This is a genomic window from Viridibacillus sp. NPDC093762, assembly GCF_050279675.1.
Taxonomy (GTDB): domain Bacteria; phylum Bacillota; class Bacilli; order Bacillales_A; family Planococcaceae; genus Viridibacillus.
The window spans coordinates 108,768-130,092 of record NZ_JBNNUK010000004.1 but is presented as its reverse complement, the minus strand read 5'-3'; the positions used below and the strand labels follow the sequence as shown (position 1 = coordinate 130,092).

The 21,325-nt window shown below is 34.5% G+C and carries 23 protein-coding genes; 21 read left to right on the top strand and 2 right to left on the bottom strand.

Annotated elements, in window-relative coordinates; all coding sequences use genetic code 11:
* Positions 1–29: 29 nt before the first annotated feature.
* The 10 genes from ACQKM9_RS07595 to ACQKM9_RS07550 all read left to right on the top strand — a co-directional run bounded on the left by ACQKM9_RS07595 (position 30) and on the right by ACQKM9_RS07550 (position 7,629).
* Positions 30–1,358, top strand: coding sequence for an LLM class flavin-dependent oxidoreductase (locus tag ACQKM9_RS07595; protein ID WP_427733778.1), 1,329 nt, complete (start codon positions 30–32; stop codon positions 1,356–1,358).
* Positions 1,359–1,434: 76 nt separating this feature from the next.
* Positions 1,435–2,187 (top strand): amino acid ABC transporter ATP-binding protein, encoded by a 753-nt coding sequence (locus ACQKM9_RS07590; RefSeq protein WP_427733777.1) that lies wholly within the window; start codon positions 1,435–1,437, stop codon positions 2,185–2,187.
* Between the two features lie 24 nt (positions 2,188–2,211).
* Positions 2,212–3,228 (top strand): LLM class flavin-dependent oxidoreductase, encoded by a 1,017-nt coding sequence (locus tag ACQKM9_RS07585; RefSeq protein WP_427733776.1) that lies wholly within the window; start codon positions 2,212–2,214, stop codon positions 3,226–3,228.
* 38 nt (positions 3,229–3,266) lie between these two features.
* Positions 3,267–3,542: a glutaredoxin family protein gene (locus tag ACQKM9_RS07580; protein WP_427733775.1), complete on the top strand. Its 276-nt coding sequence runs from the start codon at positions 3,267–3,269 to the stop codon at positions 3,540–3,542.
* A 49-nt stretch (positions 3,543–3,591) separates the two neighbouring features.
* Complete coding sequence (locus ACQKM9_RS07575) at positions 3,592–4,401, top strand: transporter substrate-binding domain-containing protein (protein WP_427733774.1); 810 nt, start codon at positions 3,592–3,594, stop codon at positions 4,399–4,401.
* Between the two features lie 26 nt (positions 4,402–4,427).
* The gene (locus ACQKM9_RS07570; protein ID WP_427733773.1) at positions 4,428–5,132 is read left to right on the top strand and encodes an amino acid ABC transporter permease; all 705 of its coding nucleotides are present in this window, start codon (positions 4,428–4,430) and stop codon (positions 5,130–5,132) included.
* Between the two features lie 18 nt (positions 5,133–5,150).
* Positions 5,151–5,858: an amino acid ABC transporter permease gene (locus ACQKM9_RS07565; RefSeq protein ID WP_427733772.1), complete on the top strand. Its 708-nt coding sequence runs from the start codon at positions 5,151–5,153 to the stop codon at positions 5,856–5,858.
* Between the two features lie 26 nt (positions 5,859–5,884).
* Complete coding sequence (locus ACQKM9_RS07560) at positions 5,885–6,400, top strand: GNAT family N-acetyltransferase (RefSeq protein WP_427733771.1); 516 nt, start codon at positions 5,885–5,887, stop codon at positions 6,398–6,400.
* Positions 6,401–6,416: 16 nt separating this feature from the next.
* Positions 6,417–7,016: a nitroreductase family protein gene (locus tag ACQKM9_RS07555; RefSeq protein ID WP_427733770.1), complete on the top strand. Its 600-nt coding sequence runs from the start codon at positions 6,417–6,419 to the stop codon at positions 7,014–7,016.
* 112 nt (positions 7,017–7,128) lie between these two features.
* Positions 7,129–7,629: a flavin reductase family protein gene (locus ACQKM9_RS07550; protein ID WP_427733769.1), complete on the top strand. Its 501-nt coding sequence runs from the start codon at positions 7,129–7,131 to the stop codon at positions 7,627–7,629.
* Positions 7,630–7,727: 98 nt separating this feature from the next.
* Here the strand turns inward: ACQKM9_RS07550 and ACQKM9_RS07545 are convergent, their stop codons facing one another.
* On the bottom strand, positions 7,728–8,357 hold the full coding sequence (locus ACQKM9_RS07545) for a YfbR-like 5'-deoxynucleotidase (RefSeq protein ID WP_427733903.1): 630 nt from the start codon (positions 8,355–8,357) through the stop codon (positions 7,728–7,730).
* A 319-nt stretch (positions 8,358–8,676) separates the two neighbouring features.
* On the opposite strand from ACQKM9_RS07545, the gene ACQKM9_RS07540 reads away from it, so the two are divergent.
* From ACQKM9_RS07540 to ACQKM9_RS07505, 8 genes are all read left to right on the top strand, one after another.
* Complete coding sequence (locus ACQKM9_RS07540) at positions 8,677–9,114, top strand: hypothetical protein (RefSeq protein WP_427733768.1); 438 nt, start codon at positions 8,677–8,679, stop codon at positions 9,112–9,114.
* A 400-nt stretch (positions 9,115–9,514) separates the two neighbouring features.
* Positions 9,515–9,994 carry a PaaI family thioesterase gene (locus tag ACQKM9_RS07535; RefSeq protein WP_427733767.1) on the top strand — a complete coding sequence of 160 codons (480 nt, stop codon included), beginning with the start codon at positions 9,515–9,517 and terminating at the stop codon, positions 9,992–9,994.
* Between the two features lie 136 nt (positions 9,995–10,130).
* Positions 10,131–10,502: a helix-turn-helix domain-containing protein gene (locus tag ACQKM9_RS07530; protein ID WP_038180486.1), complete on the top strand. Its 372-nt coding sequence runs from the start codon at positions 10,131–10,133 to the stop codon at positions 10,500–10,502.
* Between the two features lie 554 nt (positions 10,503–11,056).
* Positions 11,057–11,839, top strand: coding sequence for a LysM peptidoglycan-binding domain-containing protein (locus tag ACQKM9_RS07525; protein ID WP_427733766.1), 783 nt, complete (start codon positions 11,057–11,059; stop codon positions 11,837–11,839).
* A gap of 149 nt (positions 11,840–11,988) precedes the next feature.
* A complete protein-coding gene (locus ACQKM9_RS07520) occupies positions 11,989–12,543 on the top strand; it encodes a superoxide dismutase family protein (RefSeq protein WP_427733765.1) in 555 nt (184 codons plus the stop codon).
* Positions 12,544–12,647: 104 nt separating this feature from the next.
* Complete coding sequence (gene mprF / locus ACQKM9_RS07515; protein WP_427733764.1) at positions 12,648–15,227, top strand: bifunctional lysylphosphatidylglycerol flippase/synthetase MprF; 2,580 nt, start codon at positions 12,648–12,650, stop codon at positions 15,225–15,227.
* Positions 15,228–15,357: 130 nt separating this feature from the next.
* Positions 15,358–16,113: an ABC transporter ATP-binding protein gene (locus ACQKM9_RS07510; protein ID WP_427733902.1), complete on the top strand. Its 756-nt coding sequence runs from the start codon at positions 15,358–15,360 to the stop codon at positions 16,111–16,113.
* Positions 16,106–17,746 (top strand): hypothetical protein, encoded by a 1,641-nt coding sequence (locus ACQKM9_RS07505; protein ID WP_427733763.1) that lies wholly within the window; start codon positions 16,106–16,108, stop codon positions 17,744–17,746. The genes ACQKM9_RS07510 and ACQKM9_RS07505 overlap by 8 nt, the downstream gene beginning before the upstream one ends.
* A gap of 13 nt (positions 17,747–17,759) precedes the next feature.
* Here ACQKM9_RS07505 and ACQKM9_RS07500 read toward each other — a convergent pair whose 3' ends face one another.
* The gene (locus ACQKM9_RS07500) at positions 17,760–18,050 is read right to left on the bottom strand and encodes a hypothetical protein (RefSeq protein ID WP_427733762.1); all 291 of its coding nucleotides are present in this window, start codon (positions 18,048–18,050) and stop codon (positions 17,760–17,762) included.
* Between the two features lie 176 nt (positions 18,051–18,226).
* Between ACQKM9_RS07500 and ACQKM9_RS07495 the strand changes: the two genes are divergently transcribed.
* The 3 genes from ACQKM9_RS07495 to nhaC all read left to right on the top strand — a co-directional run bounded on the left by ACQKM9_RS07495 (position 18,227) and on the right by nhaC (position 21,321).
* Positions 18,227–18,361 (top strand): hypothetical protein, encoded by a 135-nt coding sequence (locus ACQKM9_RS07495; protein ID WP_255511505.1) that lies wholly within the window; start codon positions 18,227–18,229, stop codon positions 18,359–18,361.
* 196 nt (positions 18,362–18,557) lie between these two features.
* Positions 18,558–19,658, top strand: coding sequence for an amidohydrolase (locus ACQKM9_RS07490; RefSeq protein WP_427733761.1), 1,101 nt, complete (start codon positions 18,558–18,560; stop codon positions 19,656–19,658).
* Between the two features lie 211 nt (positions 19,659–19,869).
* On the top strand, positions 19,870–21,321 hold the full coding sequence (gene nhaC, locus ACQKM9_RS07485) for a Na+/H+ antiporter NhaC (RefSeq protein ID WP_427733760.1): 1,452 nt from the start codon (positions 19,870–19,872) through the stop codon (positions 21,319–21,321).
* The last annotated feature ends 4 nt before the right edge of the window (positions 21,322–21,325 follow it).

Sequence of the window (21,325 nt, the reverse complement as noted above, 5' to 3'; positions counted from 1 at the left end):
ATGCGGAATTGAAAATGGGAGGTATTAGTATGGCTGAAAAACGAGAAATCAAATTCGGTGCGATTATTCATGGTGTTGGTGGTAATATTTCAGGATGGCGTCATCCAAAAGTGTTAACAAATTCAAGTATAAATTTGGATTTTTATACGCAACAGGCGCAGAAGGCAGAGAAAGGGAAATTTGATTTAGTATTTATAGCAGATGGTCTATTCATAAATGAGAAATCAATCCCACATTTCTTGAATCGTTTTGAGCCGATAACTATTTTGTCAGCGTTAGCTGCGGTTACTTCAAAAATAGGTCTTGTTGGTACAGTCTCGACTTCTTATAGCGAACCGTTTACTATTGCACGTCAATTTGCTTCACTTGATCATATTAGCAATGGTCGTGCAGGTTGGAATGTCGTAACAACCCCATTAGAGAACACAGCATTAAATTACAATAAAACTGTCGATGAACACCCTGACCATGCAAAACGTTATCGCATTGCGGAAGAGTATTTAGAGGTTACAACAGGTCTTTGGGATTCTTGGGATGATGATGCATTTGTTGGGGATAAAGAAAATGACCAATTTTTTGACCCATCTAAGTTACACCAACTTAATCATCAAGGAGAATTCTTCTCTGTACAAGGACCATTGAATATAGGTCGCACAAAGCAAGGGCAGCCAGTCATTTTCCAAGCAGGTTCTTCGGAAGCAGGAAAACGTTTAGCAGCTAAAGATGCCGATGCGATTTTCACAATGGCTAAAACTTTGCAGGAAGCACAAGGGTTTTACCAGGACGTTAAAGATCAAGTTAAGACTTTTGGTCGTAATCCTGATGAGGTTGTTATTTTGCCAGGTATCTCTCCGATTATTGGTGATACTGAAGAGGAAGCAGAAAGAAAATATGAGGAATTAGCAAATTTAGTGTCTATTGAACGAGCACTAGCATACTTGGGGCGTTACTTTGATCATCACGACTTTTCTCAATATCCACTAGATAAAACATTCCCTGATTTAGGAGATATAGGTGCAAATAGCTTCCGTAGTCATACAGACCGTATAAAAAAAGAAGCAATCGAGCAGAAATTAACTTTACGTCAAATTGCGTTACGAGAAGCAACACCACGTACACAATTTATCGGTACACCAGACAAAATTGCGGATTTAGTACAGCTATGGTTTGAGGAGCGCGGAGCAGATGGCTTTATTATAGCAGCTACATTGCCAGACGCATTGAATGATTTTGTTGATAAAGTTGTACCAATTTTACAACAACGCGGTATTTATCGAGAGGACTATGAAGCTGATACTTTAAGAGGGAATTTAGGATTGCCATTTAAACAAAGCCGCTATATAAAGCAAACTGTTTAAAATTTTTAGATTAATACCTAGTTATTCAATTTGAATAATAATGATTTTTGATTAAAGTATGGAGAGGAGGTATTAGATGATTGATATTAAAGAGTTACGTAAAAGTTTTGGGCATAATGAAGTGCTAAAAGGAATTAATATCAAGGTCGATAAGGGAGAGATTATTTCGATTTTAGGACCGAGTGGATCTGGAAAGACAACACTTTTAAGATGTCTAAATTATTTAGAAAGGCCAGATGGCGGCACTATAACACTCGGTGATATTTCTATTAATTCTGGTAAGGTAAATAAAAAGGAAATTAATACTTTGCGAAAAAAATCTGCGATGGTTTTTCAAAGCTATAACTTATTTCAACATAAAACAGTACTGCAAAATGTAATGGAAGGTTTAATTGTAGTACAAAAAAGAAACGCAAAGGAATCGAAAGAAATCGCATTAGAAGTGCTACAAAAAGTAGGGCTAAAAAATAAAATAGATTCCTATCCTAGTCAATTATCAGGAGGGCAGCAACAACGTGTGGGAATTGCTAGGGCACTTGCTTTAAATCCCGATGTTATTTTATTTGATGAGCCTACATCGGCCTTAGACCCAGAATTAGTCGGAGAGGTATTAGAAGTAATCGCTAAAATTGCTAAAGAAGGAAAAACGATGATTATCGTGACTCATGAAATGAATTTTGCTAGAGAAATATCTGACAGAATTATTTTTATGGATAATGGTGTTGTAGTAGAAGAAGGGACACCAAACAATATATTTGTTGAGCAGAAAGAAGAACGTACAAGACAATTCTTAAAAAGGATGACTCCAGAGTTGGATTATTCCATTTGAGAAAAAAAGAGGAGAGTTGGAACGATGGCGTATAAAATTGGAATTCTTGATCAAAGTCCAGTCATTGAAGGGTCTTCTAATCATGACGTTTTGCAACAGTCAGTAAAACTAGCACAACTTGCAGAAGATTGGGGATATGAGCGATTTTGGGTATCAGAACATCATAATTCAGTTGATGTTGCAGGCTCATCCCCTGAAGTATTGGTATCTTACTTATTAGCTAAAACAAAAAGAATTAGAATTGGTTCTGGAGGTGTGATGCTTCAGCATTATAGTCCATATAAAGTAGTAGAAAACTTTCATGTATTATCTACTCTAGAACCGGGACGTGTAGATTTAGGGATTGGTAAAGCACCAGGTGGGTTACCTTTATCAACGAAAGCTCTACAATATGGCACTGTTAATAATGGTGAAGATTTTGAGGAACGTTTAATATTCTTACAGCAGTTAATAGATAACAAAATTCCCGCGACGCACCCACTAGCAGGAATTCAAGCTACTCCAATACCACCTAATAAACAGGAATTATATTTGTTAGGTGCAAGTTCAAACAGTGCAAAATTAGCTAGGGAATTAGGAATAACATTTGTATTTGCACGCTTTATTAATAGTGACGACAGTATTATTGCTGAGGCATCAAAAGTCTATAAGGAAAATAATACGAATGGAAAATTCATTGTAGCTGTAGCAACAATTGCAGCACCTACTTCACAAGAAGCAAGAATTTTAGCTGAGAACCAAAAGATTGTAAAAGTACATTTAGCTAGTGGACGTAGTTTGACTTTAAATTCGTATGAAGCAGCAGACAAATTCGGCCAAGAGTCTGGTCAGGATTATGAGGTGAAGGAATATGCAGCGAATATCATTGCTGGCACAGCTACTGAAGTAAAGAGTGCGCTAGACCAACTGCATCAGTTATACAGTATAGATGAGTTTATTTTACATACACCTATACCTAAAAGTGAAGAGCGTTTAAAGTCCTTTGAATTATTAAGTCCAAAATCCTTAGCAACAATGGTACGCAAAGAAGTATCGATATAATAGCTATTAAAAAAATATTATATTCCGGGGGAGTTAGCATGTCTGAAACTGAAAATATATCTATTATCATTTGGTCAAAACAAGGCTGTAGCTATTGTGATGATGTAAAAAAATATTTAGTTGAGAAAGAGTTAGCTTATAAAACAGTGGATGTCACTAATAATGATCAATTAAGAGATATTTTAGATGTAAAATATGGTGTACGTCACGTACCTGTTGTAGAAATTGGTCAAGGAAATGTATATCGTGGAGTAACGGAAGTAGGAATAGAGCATTTACAAGAAGCATTAGATGAAGTATTAGTTTTGGATTAAAACCAAGTAAACAAATGGACATTTAGTTATTTAAGTGGGAGGGAAAATTATGAAGAAACTATGGTTATGGGGTCTATTATTTGTAATAGCTTTATTGAGTGCTTGCTCATCAAAGGCAGAGTCAGTGGATGATAATAAAGGAAGTTCAACAAAGGTTCAGAAAATCATTGTTGGTACGGGTACTCAGTTTCCAAATATCTGTTTTATAAATGATAAAGGAAAGTTGACGGGATACGATATCGAAATTGTAAAAGCGATAGATGAAAAGTTACCGGAATATGAATTCGAATTTAAGACGATGGAGTTTTCAAATCTGTTATTAAGCTTAGAAACTAAAAAAATTGACCTTATCGCGCATCAAATGGAAGTGAATAAAGAAAGAGAAGAAAAGTTTTTGTTTAATAAAGAACCATATAATGTTTTTCCGTTAAAGGTAACTATTCATCAAGGCAATAATGATATTAAATCAATTAATGATTTAGCAGGAAAAAAAATTAGTGTTACTCCAACTAGTAATTCAGCCGTTTTCATTGAAGAATACAATAAAAAACATAATTTAGGAGCAAAGATCAATTACGGAACTAACACAACTGATATTATCAATCAACTTAAAACAAAACGTATAGATGCTATTATTTCAACACCATTTGCAGCTGAATTTTATAATGAGCAAGCAGATGCACAGCAAAAAGTAGTTGGGGAAACATTACTAAATTCTAAAGTGTATTTCTTACTCAATAAGGATGAAACAACACTTTCAAATAGAGTGGATGAGGCACTTAGAGAGTTAAAGAAAGAGGGAGTTGTTAGCAAATTGAGCGAGAAATGGCTAGGAGCAGATTATTCTGTTGAGTTTTAAATAATAGTTTGGAAGGAAGCGAGTGGATGGGGAAAGTATTTGATCCGGCATTAATTATTGAATTTATTCCTACATTAATAAAATACTTGGGTATAACTCTAGAAATTTTAATTTATTCTATAATACTTGGCATTTTAATTGGTATAGTTGCGGCGATACCAAAATTGTTTCATATGCCAATATTAAAGCAATTGATTACTTTATATATATCATTTATTAGAGGTACACCTATACTTATTCAGTTATTCCTTGTCTACTATGGGCTACCAGCAGTTTTAATGATATGGAATATAGATATTACAAGAATGGATGCACTCTATTTCGTTATTATTACTTATTCACTAAGCAATGGAGCAATTTTTGCAGAGATATTCCGCAGTGCCATTTCAGCCATCAATTATGGTCAAACGGAAGCAGCCTATTCAATAGGAATGACTCGTTTTCAAAATTTCTATAGAATTATATTTCCACAAGCAATTAGAATCGCATTTCCTAATATTTCAAATTCTATAATAGGTTCTTTAAAGGATACTTCTCTAGCTTTTACAATTGGTGTAATGGATATGATGGGGAGGGGCGAGACGTTAATCGCTTCAACTGCACATGCTTTAGAAGTGTATATTTCGTTAGCAATTGTTTATTACATTGTTGTGGTGATTTTAGAGAAAGTATTTAAAATTTCCGAGAGATATTTAAATCGTTATCAACCACATGAAACAGCTACTATTTGAGAAGGGGTGTAAAGTAATATGACAATTGACTTTCCTTTTATCTGGATTGCATTCAAAGAATTATTAAAAGCTGCCCCGTTAACTCTAATTCTTACATTTACACCTATTATTATTGGGTTTTTTATCGGAATATCTGTTGCAATGATTAGAGCATATAATTTGAGGTTTTTAGGTCGAATAGCTAATGGTTATGTTTCTTTCTTTAGAGGAACTCCTGCAATTATGCACATTATGTTAATTTATTTTGGTGTACCTTTATTACTGGATATATTAATTAAATATTTACATTTACCTATTCAATCTAACTCTATTCCTATTGTCTTGTTTGTCATAACCGCTTTATCTTTAACAGCGGGATCCTACTTATCTGAGATTATTCGATCAGGGATATCTAGTGTATCTCAGGGGCAAATAGAGGCAGCGTATGCAATAGGGATGAATACATTTCAAGTACTGAAAAGAATTATTTTACCTCAGGCATTAGCTCAGTCTATTCCTAATTTTACAAACTTAATAATCGGCTTTTTACATACTACTTCAATTGCTTTTCTAGTATCTCAAAAAGAAATTACAGGTGCTGCAAATATAATCGCTTCCAAAAATCTAAAGTTTTTGGAGGCTTTCATAGCAGCCGGTCTTTTATACTGGATTATTACAGCAATTATAGAATGGGTATCTTATGCTGTGGAGAAAAAGGCGAAATCCTATACTAATAGTGCAATTTAAATGTAACTAGAAAGGGGTCAGGAATGATGGGGAGTATTATCGCGATAGATGTCTTGTTAGAACAAGAAAAGGATGCAACACGTGAAGTTTTAGTGAAAAGCTATGAACAATATAAAGATAGTTATGAAAATGAGGAAGTTTGGAATACGTATATTGGGGAGATTAGAACTTCATTAGACAACCCTAATTTAGACCGCGTTTTAGTAGCGAAAAGCAACGATGAAATTCTAGGAACATTACAAATTTTTTCTTCATCTAAAGAAGCATATGGTTTGCCCGAGTTAGAAATCGATACTCCTATTGTACGTTTGTTGGCAGTGCATCCTTCTGCTAGAGGAAAAGGTGTGGCAAAAGAACTGTTAAAAGTAAGTATAGAGTATGCTAAACAAAAAGGAGCTGAGTCTCTTTATTTGCATACTACAGATAAAATGTCAGATGCAATTAGATTGTATGAATGGCTTGGTTTTCAAAGAGATCAAACCAAAGAGTTTTATAAATTTGATACATTAGTGAAATGTTACAGATTTGATATAACAGAGTAGGAGGGAGGCTCTAAAAATGTCAGGTGATTTTTATTCAGCGATAGAAGAAAGACGATCTATTTATGGCATTACGGATGAAATTGTTATTTCTGACGAACGTATTGAGGAGATTGTCCAATTAGCTGTAGCAAACACTCCAACGGCTTTTAATTCTCAAACAGGTCGACTCGTTGTATTGCTTGGAAATAGCAATAAAGACTTTTGGCAAGTAGTATTTGAATCAATCAAAGAAGGATTAGCGGAAGAACACATAGAAAAAAACGAGAGAAAGTTTAACGCATTTGCAAGTGGCTATGGGACAGTATTGTTTTTTGAGGATTATGAAGTAGTTGCATCAATGCAGAATAAGTTCCCATCATTTCATGAACAATTTACTGAATGGTCGCATCAAGCGTCAGGAATATTGCAATACTTAGTATGGGCTTCATTGGAGTACGAAGGGTTTGGGGCTAGTTTGCAGCACTATACTCCAACGTTTTCATCTGCAATCTGCAAGCAGTGGGGAGTTCAAAAAGGATGGAAACTGATTGCACAATTACCATTTGGAAAGCCAACTGTTGCTCCAAAGGAGAAAGAAATACAATCGCTCGATCAAAGAGTTGTTATTGTAAAATAACTATAAACAAAGAAATTCTACGTCATACTCTTGACCGAACCCTTTCGTTAAAAATAAACATATGATAGAGATATCAAAATAAAAAAGGAATTGAAAAATAGGAGTGAATAATATGTCAGAGCAACAGCAAGCGTTTAGAAAAGCTTTAGGTAACTATCCTACAGGAGTTACAGTGGTGACAACATTCAATGAAAACCATGACCCTCTTGGATTAACGGTCAATTCATTTGCATCGGTTTCTCTAGATCCGTTACTCATTTTATGGTCAATCGATAAAAAATCAAAATCATATAATGAATTTATTAAAACGAAAAAATTTGCCGTCAATATTTTAGCAAGCGATCAACAAGAACTGTGTAACCTATTTTCGAGTAAAATTGAAAATCGTTTTAGTCAATGTAAGTGGCAAGAGTCTGTACAAAAATTACCTATTTTGAATGATACATTATCCGTGCTAGAGTGTGAAACAGTACAGCAAGTTGATGCGGGTGATCATACGATTTTAATCGGGCATGTCATCAATATAAAAAATACAGAGAAAGAGCCATTACTCTATCATCGACGTAATGTAGGGCCAATTCCTGAAGAGTTTTATAAAATAGAAGCAAAGTAAATGGCAAACTGTGAATTCCTAAAGTGTTTTGGGATTTGCAGTTTTTTTATGAAATTAGAGTAAAATAAAAAAGCTCTTCGCCTTTTTATTTCCAAGGCTTAGGCTTTATTGATAATTTCATGGGTTAATTCGTAAATATCGATTTGCGTTTCTTCTGCTATGACATCTGCTAACATAACTTCTTTGAAGTATGCGACACTCGTTGGCAATGGGATACGTAACAACTTTTCTAAAGCAGTTTGATACATATAAACAAATTCTAAATCAGTATTCCCTCTTTTTAGCTCTGCAAATGCTTCGTAGAATTGGTCGAGTTTGTCTGAAAATTCGAGTAAACGGCCTTCTGTAGTGGTATCTTTTCCTTCTTTCATACGGTCAAAGAAGATGGCTTGGAATTCTTCTGGAATTTCTGAGACGATGAATTTTTCCATCATTTTTTCTTCGACATGAGCCAGCATTTGTTTCAACTCGGGAGATGCATGTTTAACTGGTGTCTTGATATCACCAATGAAAACTTCTGCGAAATCATGGTTAATCGTTTTTTCATACAATGATTTCCAGTCGATCGTTGCGCCATTCATTTCCTCTAAGGTACCGAAGAACATCGCGTATTGTGATACTTTCCAAGAGTGAGCTGCTACATTGTGCTCTTCGAATTTGAAGCGTCCGGGACAGCGAATAATTCGCTCTAAGTCATTTAAGCTTGTAAAAAATTTGTGAATACCTATAAAAATCCTCTCCTCTATTTTAAGTATATGCTAAAGTGCAACCTTTTATGCGATGGTTTCACCTATACCTGCATTGTACTACAGAAATTTAATAAACCAGTCTAATTTACGATTTTTTAATAAGTAATTTACATTAGGTTAACATTACTTTAGGTGTATATGATTAAACCGTGGAAATGCTACTTTTTTGCTTATGACTGTTGAAAAAACATCATAAGTTTTTGTTCATAATTCAGACATTGCACTCTATTACCTTTTCAATTATCGTGAATATAGAAGGAATATCGAAAAATAAATTCCATTTAAAGGATTCGATCAAATGATATATTCAATAATCGTTTTTATACATGTAATTAGTGCTATTTTGTCGATTGGACCATTTTTTGTATTGTTACCGATGCTGAAGAAGATGCGTACGACGGAAAATCACTATGCATTGGAGGCATATGTGGGGACATTTTCGACAGCCATTCGTATAGTGAAGCATGCTGGCCATGTTCTCGTCACTACTGGATTACTTGCTATGTGGCTCGGTGGTTGGAATTTACTGACGTCATGGATTGTCATGACATTTGCAATAATGATTAGCTCAATCGTCTTTTTGGCTAGTGCTTTTAAGCCAACTATTCGTACATTTAATACACCAGAGTTCGATCAGCAGCAGTTTATCAATAAATTGGTGAAATCTGTTTGGATTTATATTGTGCTGTTGTTAATTATGCTATGGTTTATGGTTGCAAAGCCGACATTATGGTAATAAAAATATGAAAGCTATTTATTCATCAAATTTGATGAATAGATAGCTTTTTAATTTTTTTAGAATTTCCGTTTAAACGTATTAATATAATAGAAGGAAATGAAGAGGTATTACAATGTATTTATTTTGGCTTTTCAAATGGATTACTATCATAATTATTATTTGCGTTATATTTGTAACAGTATATTAGGTTAAAAAGCCGCCATTTTATCGAGTAGTTGAAATGGCTTTTTTTGTTTTTAAGTTAAAGTGAATCCACATTGCAATCTAATTAATATTCTAATTAATATAAAAATTTTCTCTTTAAAGCGGAAAAGTTGTTAAAAAGAAAAGGTTTAAGAAGGAGGGTGTCGAATTGTATAGTAGTTGGATTATTTTGCAATAAGGGGGATGAATGTGCATGAATAAGGTAGAAAAAATAGCTATTCAAGATGAATATCCGGATGAATTTGCTTGGTGCTACGGTTGTGGAAGATTGAACACGGAAGGTCATCATATTCGCACGGTTTGGGAAGGTGAAGAAACCGTTACTTATTATGAATCAGGAGATAAATTCACTGCTATACCAGGATTCGTATATGGTGGCTTTTTAGCTTCACTTGTTGATTGTCATGGTACTGGATCAGCAGCATTGGCACTCCATAGAAAAAATGGCCATGAGCCAGGTGGTAGTGTGGAACCGCCAAGATTCGTTACTGCATCATTACATGTGGATTACCTGAAACCTACGCCACAAGGGGTACAGCTAAAAGCTGTTGGCAAGGTAGAAGAAATTCACCCAAAGAAATACAAAGTTCACGTGAAATTATATGCTGGGGATGAGCATGTAGTTAATGGAGAAGTAGTAGCGGCTTATATGCCAGCTAGTTTTGTTAAATAACAATTTTATATGTCTATAAATATTAGTCATCAGAGCTAGTTTTCAACACTTAATTTCAATAGTGCAAATACGAAAACGTAATAATAGAAGTAACTCAAGACCCACAAAAGAAAATACATTAAAAGGAGTGAGAAAAATGTTTGACGCGCAAGCTTTTGGAATGAAATTGAAGGAACTACGAGAGTTAAATGATTATTCAATGTTGTCATTAGGCAGAAAAATCGGCACGTCCGCAAGCCGTATTAAAAGTTGGGAGATGGGCGAGAGTGTTCCATCAGCAAGCTGGATTGTGAAGTTAAGTGGGGTACTACAAGTTTCGGCCGATGAATTACTATTGAATGTAATGGATGAATCAGCTGAGCAAAAAGAAGATAAAGACAAATTTAAAAAACGTAAAGTATTACTAAGAGATATTCATTTATTATTGCCTGAACTGAACAAACAGGACTTATTAGAACTTTATACTTTGGCTGAATTAAAGGCGATGCAAAAAGAAGTTACTTCTTAAATAATAAAATGTTTGTGATTTATTATATTCAGATTAAATATACTCAACACCTTCCTAAATGATAATGGAAGGTGTTTTTTTTGTTAAGAAAATATATATTTTAAATGAATTGTTATTTATAAAGTACAAATTGATTGAATATTTTACCTGAAAATAAATCAAAAATAATCCTTATATTGTGTGTTTCTTCTAAAAATAAGTGTGTATTTTTGTAATATTTGAACACTAAAACCTCTATTATTAACCTCGATTTAAGCAAAATCACCTCATTTATCACGAAAATAAAAAGAATGGAGACAATTCCATTGCTTTTTTTGAGTATGAAGCGCTTTAGAAATAATGAATTGGAGTTATATTCCAATGGCTGTTTTAGTAGTCGTGACAACCATCTCGAACGCTTTTTTAAAAAAATTTACAGTAAAATGTATAAAATGACAGAATATTGCTAACTATTGTAACAGGATTGATACCCCCCCTACATCATTTAGAAATATTCATGACATATGGGGATGTTAGAGTTATCCATGTTAGTGAAAAGGAGGTCGTTTTTAACGATGAGAAAACAATTGATTGCACTAGCAGCAGGTTTTTTGATATTAGGATCTGCAACTATGACAGCGCAAGCTGCATCTGTTAGCTATACTGTTGAAGAAGGTGATACACTTTGGGCTATTGCACAGGCCAACAAAATTTCAGTCGAAGAATTGCAAGCATCTAATGAGCTAGATTCTTCTTTAATCTTCCCAGCACAACAACTAGAATTAGAATCTGAATCTGATGAAAAATCAGATGACACATATACTATTAAAAAAGGTGATACACTTACAAAAATCGCCAAAGAAAATGAGGTTACTATAGCAGATTTGATGAGTTGGAATAATTTATCAAGCGATCTAATCTTCGCAGGAGATACACTCGCATTATCCGCGAAGGCAGCTTCAGATATTACAGAAGTTCAACAAACACCTGCTCAAAAACAAGCGCCACAAGCAAAACAAGCCCAATCAACAACGGGACAAACAGCAACATCAGCACCTCAACAAGAAGGTAAAACGATGACTGTCCGTGCAACAGCATATACAGCCTATTGTACAGGCTGTTCAGGTGTGACAGCTACTGGTTATGATTTACGTGCAAATCCAGGAGCAAAAGTTATTGCAGTCGACCCTTCTGTTATTCCGTTAGGTTCAAGAGTATGGGTAGAAGGTTATGGGGAAGCAATCGCTTCTGATACGGGTGGAGCTATTAAAGGGAACCGTATTGATGTATTTATCCCAGATAATAACAAAGTTTATCAGTGGGGCGTACGTAATGTCACAATCAAAATATTAAACTAATTTGCAATATAAAATGTTCCTCTCATGTCGAAAATATTTCGTTGTGGGAGGGATTTTTTATTTACTTTTTTAAAAAGAGAGTGTTTTAGCATTCCTCATACATAATTTTCAACATTTTAGCCATCCTTTTATAAAAGGAGTGGTGTTCAATGAGAGTAAAAAAATCACAATGGATGTTACTAAGCATGACATTATTACTTGGTGCTTGTTCGTCTAATAAAGAAGCTTATAAAGAAGTATCAGCAATTCCAGCTGAATCTGCACATGCAATGTTTATTAATAGTGAAGGTAAATCTATTGGTGAAGCAGTTTTAACTGAAACAGAAGAAGGTGTTAACATCGGACTTGCTTTACAAGGGTTAGAACCTGGCGAAAAAGCGATTCATATTCATGCAGTCGGAAAATGTGAAGCACCTACATTCGAGTCGGCAGGTATGCACTTTAATCCAACAGATAAGCAACATGGATATCTAAATCCAAAGGGGTACCATTTAGGTGATTTGCCAAATTTACAAATCGATAAAGATGGTACAGTTGATTTGGAGTTTTCGACTAAAGCATTTACTTTAAAGCAAGGAGATAGTCGTTCTATTCTAGATGGAGATGGTAGTGCTTTTGTCATACATGAATCATCAGACGATTATAAAACAGATCCATCAGGGAATTCTGGTAAGAGAATAGGGTGCGGAGTTATTAAAAAATAGTCGATTTGTGAAAAAAATAAGAATTTAAGCAACGAATTCAGCATTTTTTGCGTCACAACTGTATAGTAGTAGTATAAGAAGTTGACGTAAATGGGTGGTTGCGAATGAAACTAAACAGATCGACCATTTTTCAATGGCTGAAAATCATTGTGCCGGTACTATTAATGATTTTTGCTATCCAAGAAATAGGTAAGATACTTAGAAATGTTAATGGGCAAGAAATTGTTCGAGAGCTAGAGAATTTAGATGTTCGTACTTTAGTATTAATGGCAGCTGTACCTTTAGTACTTGTATTTCCGATGTTTTTTTATGACTATTTTATTGTGAAAAAACTAAAGCTTAAAAGACCTTTAAGACGTTTGATGAAAGAATCGTTAATTATTAACTCTTTCTCGAATCTAATTGGTTTTGGCGGCTTAATTGGTGTGTTGTTACGAACCCATTATTTTAAGAAAAAAGAAGTAGATAGTGGTGCATTTTTTAAAACAATTGCTTCAGTAACTTTATTTTATTTAGCTGGTCTTTCATTATTTGCTTGGGTGTTACCAATCTTCTATTGGGATTTCCCATTATTTAGTGAAAAGAAAATTTTGGTTATTGCTGTATCGATTATTGGTTTATATGTGCCATTTTTAATTATCAAAGCTATTGTTCAATTAGCTAAAAAAACAACAACACCTCGCCATGTATTAGGTGATGTGGGATTACTATGTGTGTCAGTCTTAGAATGGTTAGGTGCATTTGCATTTATATACTTAATCAGTTATATGCTAGAAGTTCCAATTGGATTTGAAAATTTACTGCCGATTTTCATTGTTGCTTCATGTGCTGGTATTGTAAGTATGATTCCTGGTGGTCTCGGATCTTTTGATTTAGTGTTCATCTGGGGAACTCAAAGTTTAAATGTCCCTGAAGAGTCTGTATTATTAATGCTGTTATTTTACCGAGTTGGTTATTATATTATTCCTTTTTTTGCGGGGATTGCTTTGTTCCTTCGAGAGCTATGGGGTAAATTAAATGCCGGTTTTAATAGTGTTCCTAATATTATTTTAGAACGTGCTAGTCATATCACCGCTACTGTTCTTGTGTTTTTGTCAGGATTGTTGCTTTTGTTATCTTCCGCTGCTCCTGGAGCCATTGAAAGAATTAAGTATGCAAAAGATGTTTTATCTTTGCCGATAGTCAATGTTTCTCATCAGGTAGCTGTAGCGACGGGATTTATATTGCTAGCGTTATCGAACGGTATTTCATACAAAGATCGACGTTCATATCAATTAACATTATTTGTATTATTGTTTGCTGCGGCATTATTTATTTTAAAAGGTATTCAATACGAACAGGCACTATTTATGATTTTTGTAGCTGGGCTACTCTTTGTATCTAGAGACCGCTTCTATCGTAAAAGTTATATTGTTACGTGGGGTCGTTCAATTATAAATATATCTATTATATTGATTATTACAGCATTGTATGTTGGTATTGGCATTTGGGCGAAGCCATCTGCAAGATATCCAATTCCGGAAAGCATGAGACCATACTTTATTACGGATTCAGGTGATCTTTTTCGGAGCGCTTTTATCGCTTTAATTGTTGTTACCATTGTTGTATTAATAGAAGTTTGGTTAAGGAAAGTGACACAATTTAAGAAAATATCTTCATTCCAGCATGAGAAAGAGATATTTTTACATCTCAATAAATATGGTGGTAAAGAGTTATCGCACCTTATTTTTTTACATGATAAATATATTTTTTGGAATAAGAAGAAAACTGTCTTATTCCCTTATCAGGAAAGTGCCGATAAATTAGTTGTCCTTGGGGACTTGGTTGGAGAAAAGGCAGACTTTGCTGAAGCAATTGAAGAGTTTGTTGCGCATGCGGATTATTACGGTTACACGCCAGTCTTTTATGAGGTAAGCGATCAGTTTATTCCTTATCTACATGGCTATGGCTACAGTTTCTTTAAATTAGGAGAAGAGGGCTATATTGATATAGAGAAACTTGTATATTCAAACGATGATGCAAAGTCCGTTAGTAAGTTAACAAATAGTTTAGAGCAGGAAGGATATTCATTTGAAATTATACAACCGCCATTTCAAAAGGATCTGATGAAAGAATTGCGCACCTTATCAGATGAATGGCTGGATAATCGAAAAGAAAAGGGATTCTCACTTGGCTATTTCAATGAAGATTATTTGCAATTTGCACCACTCGCGGTTGTGAAAAATGGTGAAAATCAAGTTGTGGCATTCTCAAATATTATCCCGTTATATGATGAAGAACAGACTATCTCGATTGATTTAATGCGTTCGAAAAAGACGGATCTTCCAACAGGTATAATAGATTATTTATTCCTCAATATTTTCATCTGGGCTAAGAGTGAGAATTTCAAACTTTTAAATGTTGGTATGACACCACTTTCACATATTGGTGTTTCCAAGTATGCTACATTAACAGAGAAAATTGCTGCAGAAATTATATTTAATGGGCAAGAATATTATAATTTCCAAGATGTGCTGCATTTTAAAGAGAAATTCGCAAATACATGGAAGCCTAAATATTTGGCTTATAGAAAACGAGCTTATTTACCTTTTACAATGTTACAAATTATGATATTAATAGGTGACAATAAGTACGCTACTATGAGGGAGCAAGTATCTGAAATTAAAAACTCTCGTAAACGATAAAATAACCATAAAACCTTAGAGTCATTAATACGATTCTAGGGTTTTATTATAATTAAAGAAAAAAGAAAATTCTTATAAAGGAGTGGTTTTGTTGGTAGGTGAACCCATTTTACGATTACAAAATGTTGAGATGTCTTTTGGTAATAAACAAGTCTTAAATGGTATTAATCTAGAAGTAGGTAAGGGACAAATTATTGGTTATATAGGACCGAATGGAGCGGGTAAAAGCACAACGGTAAAATTAATGCTTGGGTTAATTGAAGGCTATTCAGGGAAAATTGAAATTTTCGGTAAGGATATTGCTGATGGAGATTATACATATAAAAAACGGATTGGCTATGTGCCTGAAACGGCAGAGCTATATGATCATTTAACAGCCGCAGAATATTTGACCTTTACCGGAGAAATGTATGGTTTAGGACGTGAAGAAGCTGAGAAAAAAGCGTATCAATTGATGTTTCAGTTTGGGTTAGAAAATGCTTTTCATCAACGCTTAACCTCTTTTTCAAAGGGGATGCGTCAGAAGGTGCTAATCATTTCTAGTGTATTGCATAATCCAGATTTATTATTTTTTGATGAACCTTTAAGTGGGTTAGACGCAAATAGTGTACTCGTTGTGAAGGAAATTTTAGCAAAACTTGCTGATGAGGGGAAGACGGTTTTTTATTCTTCTCATATCATGGAAGTTGTTGAGAAGATTAGTGATCGAATTGTGCTATTAGTTAATGGTTTAGTAGTAGCAGATGGTAGTTTCGAAGAGTTACAACAGCAAGGTAAGGAGGGGACACTAGAGGAAATATTCAATCAGATGACAGGGTTTAATCAACAGGTGGAGATTGCCGAGCGCTTTGTTGAGATTGTGAAAGAAGGTCGAGTACATGAATGATTTTAAATCGTTAAGAGTACTCGATGCGTTTCGGTGGATTTTCGAGAAATTTGATATCGATTATCCAATTATGAGGAAACTTATTCAATTGAAACTAACCATGGATAGTCGTAGAATACCGGCTATTTTCAATGGTCAAAAGCAGAAAAAAGAAGGCAATCAATTTATTAAATCACTCTGGATTTATCTTTTTTACGGACTCATATTGTTAACCCCTATTTTATTTTTGGGAAATCAATATATGTTCGCGTCGAGCATTTTATTTACTGTGCTAATGTTCATTACAATTACGACGATGGTGTCTGATTTCTCAGCCGTATTGTTAGATGTGCGTGACAAAAATATATTACAGCCAAAGCCGGTCAGTAATCGTACACTGAATGCGGCTAAATTAATGCACATTGTAATTTATTTAGCATTGCTGGAAGGTTCATTTGTCATTATTCCACTTGCTGTTGGTATTTATCGATTTGGTATTTTTTACGGACTCATTTTCATCGTTAGTATTGTTTTTATTAGTTGTTTTGTCGTTGTCATTACTGCCTTCACATATTTATTTATTCTACGTTTCTTTAGTGGTGAAAAACTGAAGGATCTTATCAATTATGTGCAAATATTTTTAGCTGTTGCAGTTATGGTTAGCTATCAAGTTATGGCACATTCATTTGAGTTAACTCAAATAAATTTACAGTATACGTTTTCGTGGTGGCACGTTTTTTTACCCCCGCTTTGGTATAGTGCCTTCTTTGAAGTATTGCTAAACCAAGATTATTCGATAAATATACTTATATTAATGGCATGTGGTATTGTTATTCCCTTGCTGATGCTGAGGTTATATATTAAATTGATGCCAGTGTTTGAGCGAAGCTTATCAAAACTGATGAGTGATACGGTACGTACTAAAGGTAAGTCACATTTCTTTGAAGATTGGACTTCGAAAATCTTATGTCGTAATGCTCAGGAGCGTACCTTTTATCGATTTGCTTCACTAATGATTCGGCAGGAACGAGAATTTAAATTAAAGGCATATTCACAAATAGGTTTTGCTCTTGTAATTCCTTTTGTCATGTTTTTTAATGAAGTACGAATCTATTCTTTAAAAGAAGCCATGGCAAATGAAAATGTGTATCCTTTGTATTTTAGTGCGCTAATGATTCCGACTGTTGTTCATTTATTAAAGTTTTCAGGAGCATATAAAGGTAACTGGATTTTGAGAGCAACACCTATTAGCAATTCGAAAATATTTTATAGTAGTACACTCAAAGCAGCAATTGTGAAGTTGTTCTTCCCTACTTTTGCTTTGTTAAGCATTGTGTTTATTGCTATATTCTCGTGGGTAATAATTCCAGATTTACTTATAATTTTATTAGTTGCAGTTATGATGACTTTGCTTTCATATGTACTTTTGAATGGAGAAGTATATCCTTTTTCAAATTCTCATGAATTAACACAAGATAATAATACGTTAAAGATTTTAGTAACAATGTTTGTCATTGGTGCATTTGCTTTAGTCCATTATTTAGTCGCTATGTTTCCATATGGTAAGTTGATATATATGCTGATATTAATAATTGCGGTTGTTATTGGGTGGCATCTTGTATTTGGAGAAAAGAAAAAACACGGTCACTCTTAGAGCGACCGTGTTTTTATTTTGTTTCTTTAAAAGAGATTGGAGTAGGTTCTATATTTAAGTCTGGTTGAATAGGCTTAAACTCTAACAATGCATCTTTGGATAGTGAAGATGATGAACGAACTTGTTCAATTTCTAAACGAAGTTTTTCTGTTTCAGCTATAAAGCTTTGTTGTTTCAGTCTTTCAAGCTCGATTTCATCTTTTAGTATAGAGTGTTTAATTTTCAAGCGATCATTGAAAGCTTTTGATGAAATGGCGACAATTGGAATTAATAATGCGAAAATAGGGATTAAAAAAGGGCTCATTTACAATCTCCTTTAGTTCAATTATATTGTTTTTATTATACTGTAAAATGTTGGGTTTTGTTTTATTTTTATAAAAGACAGAAAATTTAGATTAATTAGGTAATAATACTTGAATTTACATGGGGAAAATTGTAATATTAAAAGCACTAAAATTATTTTATAAGGGGGGAATGCTAATGAAAGCATCAAGATTTGAAACGTACTTAGTAGATCAGGATTTTGAGGTTCAAAAAGAAGAGGAAAAACGTGAGGAGATATGCCATGAGAATAATGGTGAGCAATATCCTGAAGGTTTTTTTACGGAGTTATAGCTATTGAACAGCCTTGTGTAAGGGCTGTTTTTTTATGAAAAGGGATTATTTTCTTCCATAATTCAGTAAATGTTCATCGGAACTTTAATTCGTTTCTTAGTAAAAACATTAACGGGAAATTAAAGTAGGACAAAAAATCTTAGATGGAAAACTATTCATTTTTGCAGTATGATGTGATTCAGATGGGGTGTTTAACATGACAATTGATGAACAAATAGTAAATTGGTTTGATTATTTTCATGCGAATCCTGAAATTAGCTGGAAAGAACATGAAACAACAAAAAAAATTGCGTCTATATTAGATGAGTTAAACATTTCTTATAGACTTCTTGGTGATATACCAGGTTTACTAGCGGAAATCGGTGAAGGGAAAGAGGTAGTAGCAGTACGTGCCGATATAGATGCTTTATGGCAAGAGGTTGATGGTGAATGGCGTGCAAACCATTCTTGTGGTCATGATGCCAATATATCGATGGTATTAGGTGCACTATTACATTTAAAAGGTCAAAAGTTAAATCATCGTGTTCGTTTTATCTTCCAACCTGCTGAAGAAAAAGGAAACGGTGCTGTTGCTGCCTTTGAAAGAGGGGCAGTTGAGGATGTAACCCATCTATTTGGTGTACATTTACGTCCTATTGAGGAACTTAAAATAGGGCAAGTATCTCCAGCTATCCACCATGGAGCAGCAGTATTCTTAGAGGGCAATATCCATGGAACAGATGCCCATGGCGCACGACCACATCAAGGACAAAATGCTATTGATGTTGTAGTAGCTATACAACAAATGGTGAAGAATATTTATATATCTCCATTTGAGCCACATTCAGTGAAGTTAACGAAAATTGTAGCAGATGGCGGGAGTATCAATATTATTCCAGGTGGCGCAAGCTTTACGATGGATGTACGCGCGCAGAAAAACGTTGTATTAAAAGAGATGCAATCAAAAGTTGAAAATGGCTTAAAAGGAATTAAGCAACAATTTAATGTGGACATTACATGGAACTGGGTGGATTTAACACCAGGTGCAGAAGTTTCTTCTGAAGCTGCAAAAATGGCAGAAGAGGCGATTATTGAAGTGTTAGGTAAAGAGCATTTATCGCCAGCAGTTGTAACGCCAGGTAGCGATGATTTCCATTTCTACACCGTATTAAAACCAGAATTAAAGGCGACAATGATCGGTATTGGTGCCAATTTAGCTCCAGGTTTACATCATCCTAAAATGACTTTTGAAAAAGAAGCATTACTAGATGCTGCTAAAGTTTTAGCGAAAGTTCTTTCAAAAACTCTAGTGAAATAATTTAAGAGCCTATGCGAAGGAAAAACTTGCATAGGTTTTTTATTTTTTAGTAATATCAGTCAGGTGGATTTTGCTCGTTTATGCACCATAAATGCTAGCTCTTTCAAAAAAAGGTTTGACTCAAAAAGAAGTGGCTATTACTATTATAATAATAGTTAATATTTATAGACTATTCTAAACTATTTATATTTTCGCAAAGGGGTTGTGAGAAATGAAAAAGGAGATTAGTGCAGGATGGGCTGGTTTAACATTTTTGATTATGATTATCACAATGTTAGTAACAGTAGTGGTATTAGGTCAAAGTCCACATGTGCCATTAATTGTGGGTACAATTGTAGCGGCGATTGTTGCTTGGAAGCATGGTTATAAATGGACAGAGATTGAAGGCATGATGTATAAGGGGATACGTCTTGCGTTACCTGCAATTGTGATAATTATGTTAGTTGGATTAACGATTGGTGCATGGATTGGTGGAGGGGTCGTAGCGACGATGATTTTCTACGGTTTGAAAATTATTTCACCGGCATGGTTTTTAGTAACGATTATGCTTATTTGTTCGATTGTGTCACTAGCTATCGGAAGTTCATGGTCGACAATGGCTACAATTGGTGTAGCTGGAATGGGTATTGGTTTAAGTATGGGTATTCCTGCTGAGATGATTGCAGGGGCGGTTATTTCTGGTTCCTATTTTGGTGACAAGATGTCTCCACTTTCTGATACAACGAACTTAGCTGCGGGTTTAACAGATACAAATTTGTTTGATCATATTAAACATATGTTTTATACGACAGTTCCAGCTTTACTTATTTCGTTAGTTGTATTTGGCATACTCGGTCGTCAGTTTGCGTCATCTACAATGGATACTGGGAAAATTGAAGGAACATTAAGTGTATTACAAGAAAGCTTTGTTATTTCTCCGTGGTTATTATTAGTACCGGTTATTGTAATAGTATTGGTAGCGAAAAAAGTTCCTGCTATCCCTGCTTTAGTTGTTGGGATTTTACTAGGGTTTATCGCTCAAATTTTCGTGCAAGGCGGTGCACCAGCAGATGCAGTAAATGCTTTGCAAGAAGGATTCAAACTAGAAACTGACAATGAAATGGTCTATGAATTGTTTAATCGTGGTGGGCTTGATTCAATGATGTTCACTGTATCAATGACTCTTGTTGCGATGACTTTCGGAGGTGTATTGGAGTATTCTGGTATGCTTCAATCAATGATGAATATTATTGTAAAGGCAGCGAAATCAACGGGTAGCTTAGTGGCTGCAACAATTGCCGCTTGTATTACAACAAATGCAACTTGTTCTGAGCAATACATATCTATTGTTGTACCTTCTCGTATGTTCGTTAAGGTTTATAAAGATAGAGGATTGCATTCTAAAAACTTATCACGTACTTTAGAAGATGGCGGTACATTAACATCAGTATTCTTCCCGTGGAATACTTGTGGTGTATTTATACTAGCGACACTAGGTGTAAGCGCTTTCGAATATGCGCCGTATGCAATCTTGAACTTTACTGTACCAATTCTTTCAATTATTTATGGATACATTGGTTTTTCTATTGTTAAATTAACGCCAGAAGAACAGGCATTAATAAAGAGTAATGAAGCGAAATTAAAAAAGGAAGAAGATATAAACAGTGTTCCTGCACTAGATTAATAGG

Bases quoted from the DNA above. Each gene is read 5' to 3' on its own strand.
- ACQKM9_RS07580 (WP_427733775.1), top strand. From the start codon at position 3,267: ATGTCTGAAACTGAAAATATATCTATTATCATTTGGTCAAAACAAGGC.
- ACQKM9_RS07505 (WP_427733763.1), top strand. From the start codon at position 16,106: ATGAATGATTTTAAATCGTTAAGAGTACTCGATGCGTTTCGGTGGATT.
- ACQKM9_RS07530 (WP_038180486.1), top strand. From the start codon at position 10,131: ATGTTTGACGCGCAAGCTTTTGGAATGAAATTGAAGGAACTACGAGAG.
- ACQKM9_RS07510 (WP_427733902.1), top strand. From the start codon at position 15,358: ATGTCTTTTGGTAATAAACAAGTCTTAAATGGTATTAATCTAGAAGTA.
- ACQKM9_RS07540 (WP_427733768.1), top strand. From the start codon at position 8,677: ATGATATATTCAATAATCGTTTTTATACATGTAATTAGTGCTATTTTG.
- ACQKM9_RS07590 (WP_427733777.1), top strand. From the start codon at position 1,435: ATGATTGATATTAAAGAGTTACGTAAAAGTTTTGGGCATAATGAAGTG.
- ACQKM9_RS07560 (WP_427733771.1), top strand. From the start codon at position 5,885: ATGGGGAGTATTATCGCGATAGATGTCTTGTTAGAACAAGAAAAGGAT.
- ACQKM9_RS07520 (WP_427733765.1), top strand. From the start codon at position 11,989: ATGAGAGTAAAAAAATCACAATGGATGTTACTAAGCATGACATTATTA.
- ACQKM9_RS07570 (WP_427733773.1), top strand. From the start codon at position 4,428: ATGGGGAAAGTATTTGATCCGGCATTAATTATTGAATTTATTCCTACA.
- ACQKM9_RS07550 (WP_427733769.1), top strand. From the start codon at position 7,129: ATGTCAGAGCAACAGCAAGCGTTTAGAAAAGCTTTAGGTAACTATCCT.
- ACQKM9_RS07575 (WP_427733774.1), top strand. From the start codon at position 3,592: ATGAAGAAACTATGGTTATGGGGTCTATTATTTGTAATAGCTTTATTG.
- ACQKM9_RS07500 (WP_427733762.1), bottom strand. From the start codon at position 18,050: ATGAGCCCTTTTTTAATCCCTATTTTCGCATTATTAATTCCAATTGTC.
- ACQKM9_RS07535 (WP_427733767.1), top strand. From the start codon at position 9,515: ATGAATAAGGTAGAAAAAATAGCTATTCAAGATGAATATCCGGATGAA.
- ACQKM9_RS07555 (WP_427733770.1), top strand. From the start codon at position 6,417: ATGTCAGGTGATTTTTATTCAGCGATAGAAGAAAGACGATCTATTTAT.
- ACQKM9_RS07525 (WP_427733766.1), top strand. From the start codon at position 11,057: ATGAGAAAACAATTGATTGCACTAGCAGCAGGTTTTTTGATATTAGGA.
- ACQKM9_RS07495 (WP_255511505.1), top strand. From the start codon at position 18,227: ATGAAAGCATCAAGATTTGAAACGTACTTAGTAGATCAGGATTTTGAG.
- mprF (WP_427733764.1), top strand. From the start codon at position 12,648: ATGAAACTAAACAGATCGACCATTTTTCAATGGCTGAAAATCATTGTG.
- ACQKM9_RS07490 (WP_427733761.1), top strand. From the start codon at position 18,558: ATGACAATTGATGAACAAATAGTAAATTGGTTTGATTATTTTCATGCG.
- nhaC (WP_427733760.1), top strand. From the start codon at position 19,870: ATGAAAAAGGAGATTAGTGCAGGATGGGCTGGTTTAACATTTTTGATT.
- ACQKM9_RS07585 (WP_427733776.1), top strand. From the start codon at position 2,212: ATGGCGTATAAAATTGGAATTCTTGATCAAAGTCCAGTCATTGAAGGG.
- ACQKM9_RS07565 (WP_427733772.1), top strand. From the start codon at position 5,151: ATGACAATTGACTTTCCTTTTATCTGGATTGCATTCAAAGAATTATTA.
- ACQKM9_RS07595 (WP_427733778.1), top strand. From the start codon at position 30: ATGGCTGAAAAACGAGAAATCAAATTCGGTGCGATTATTCATGGTGTT.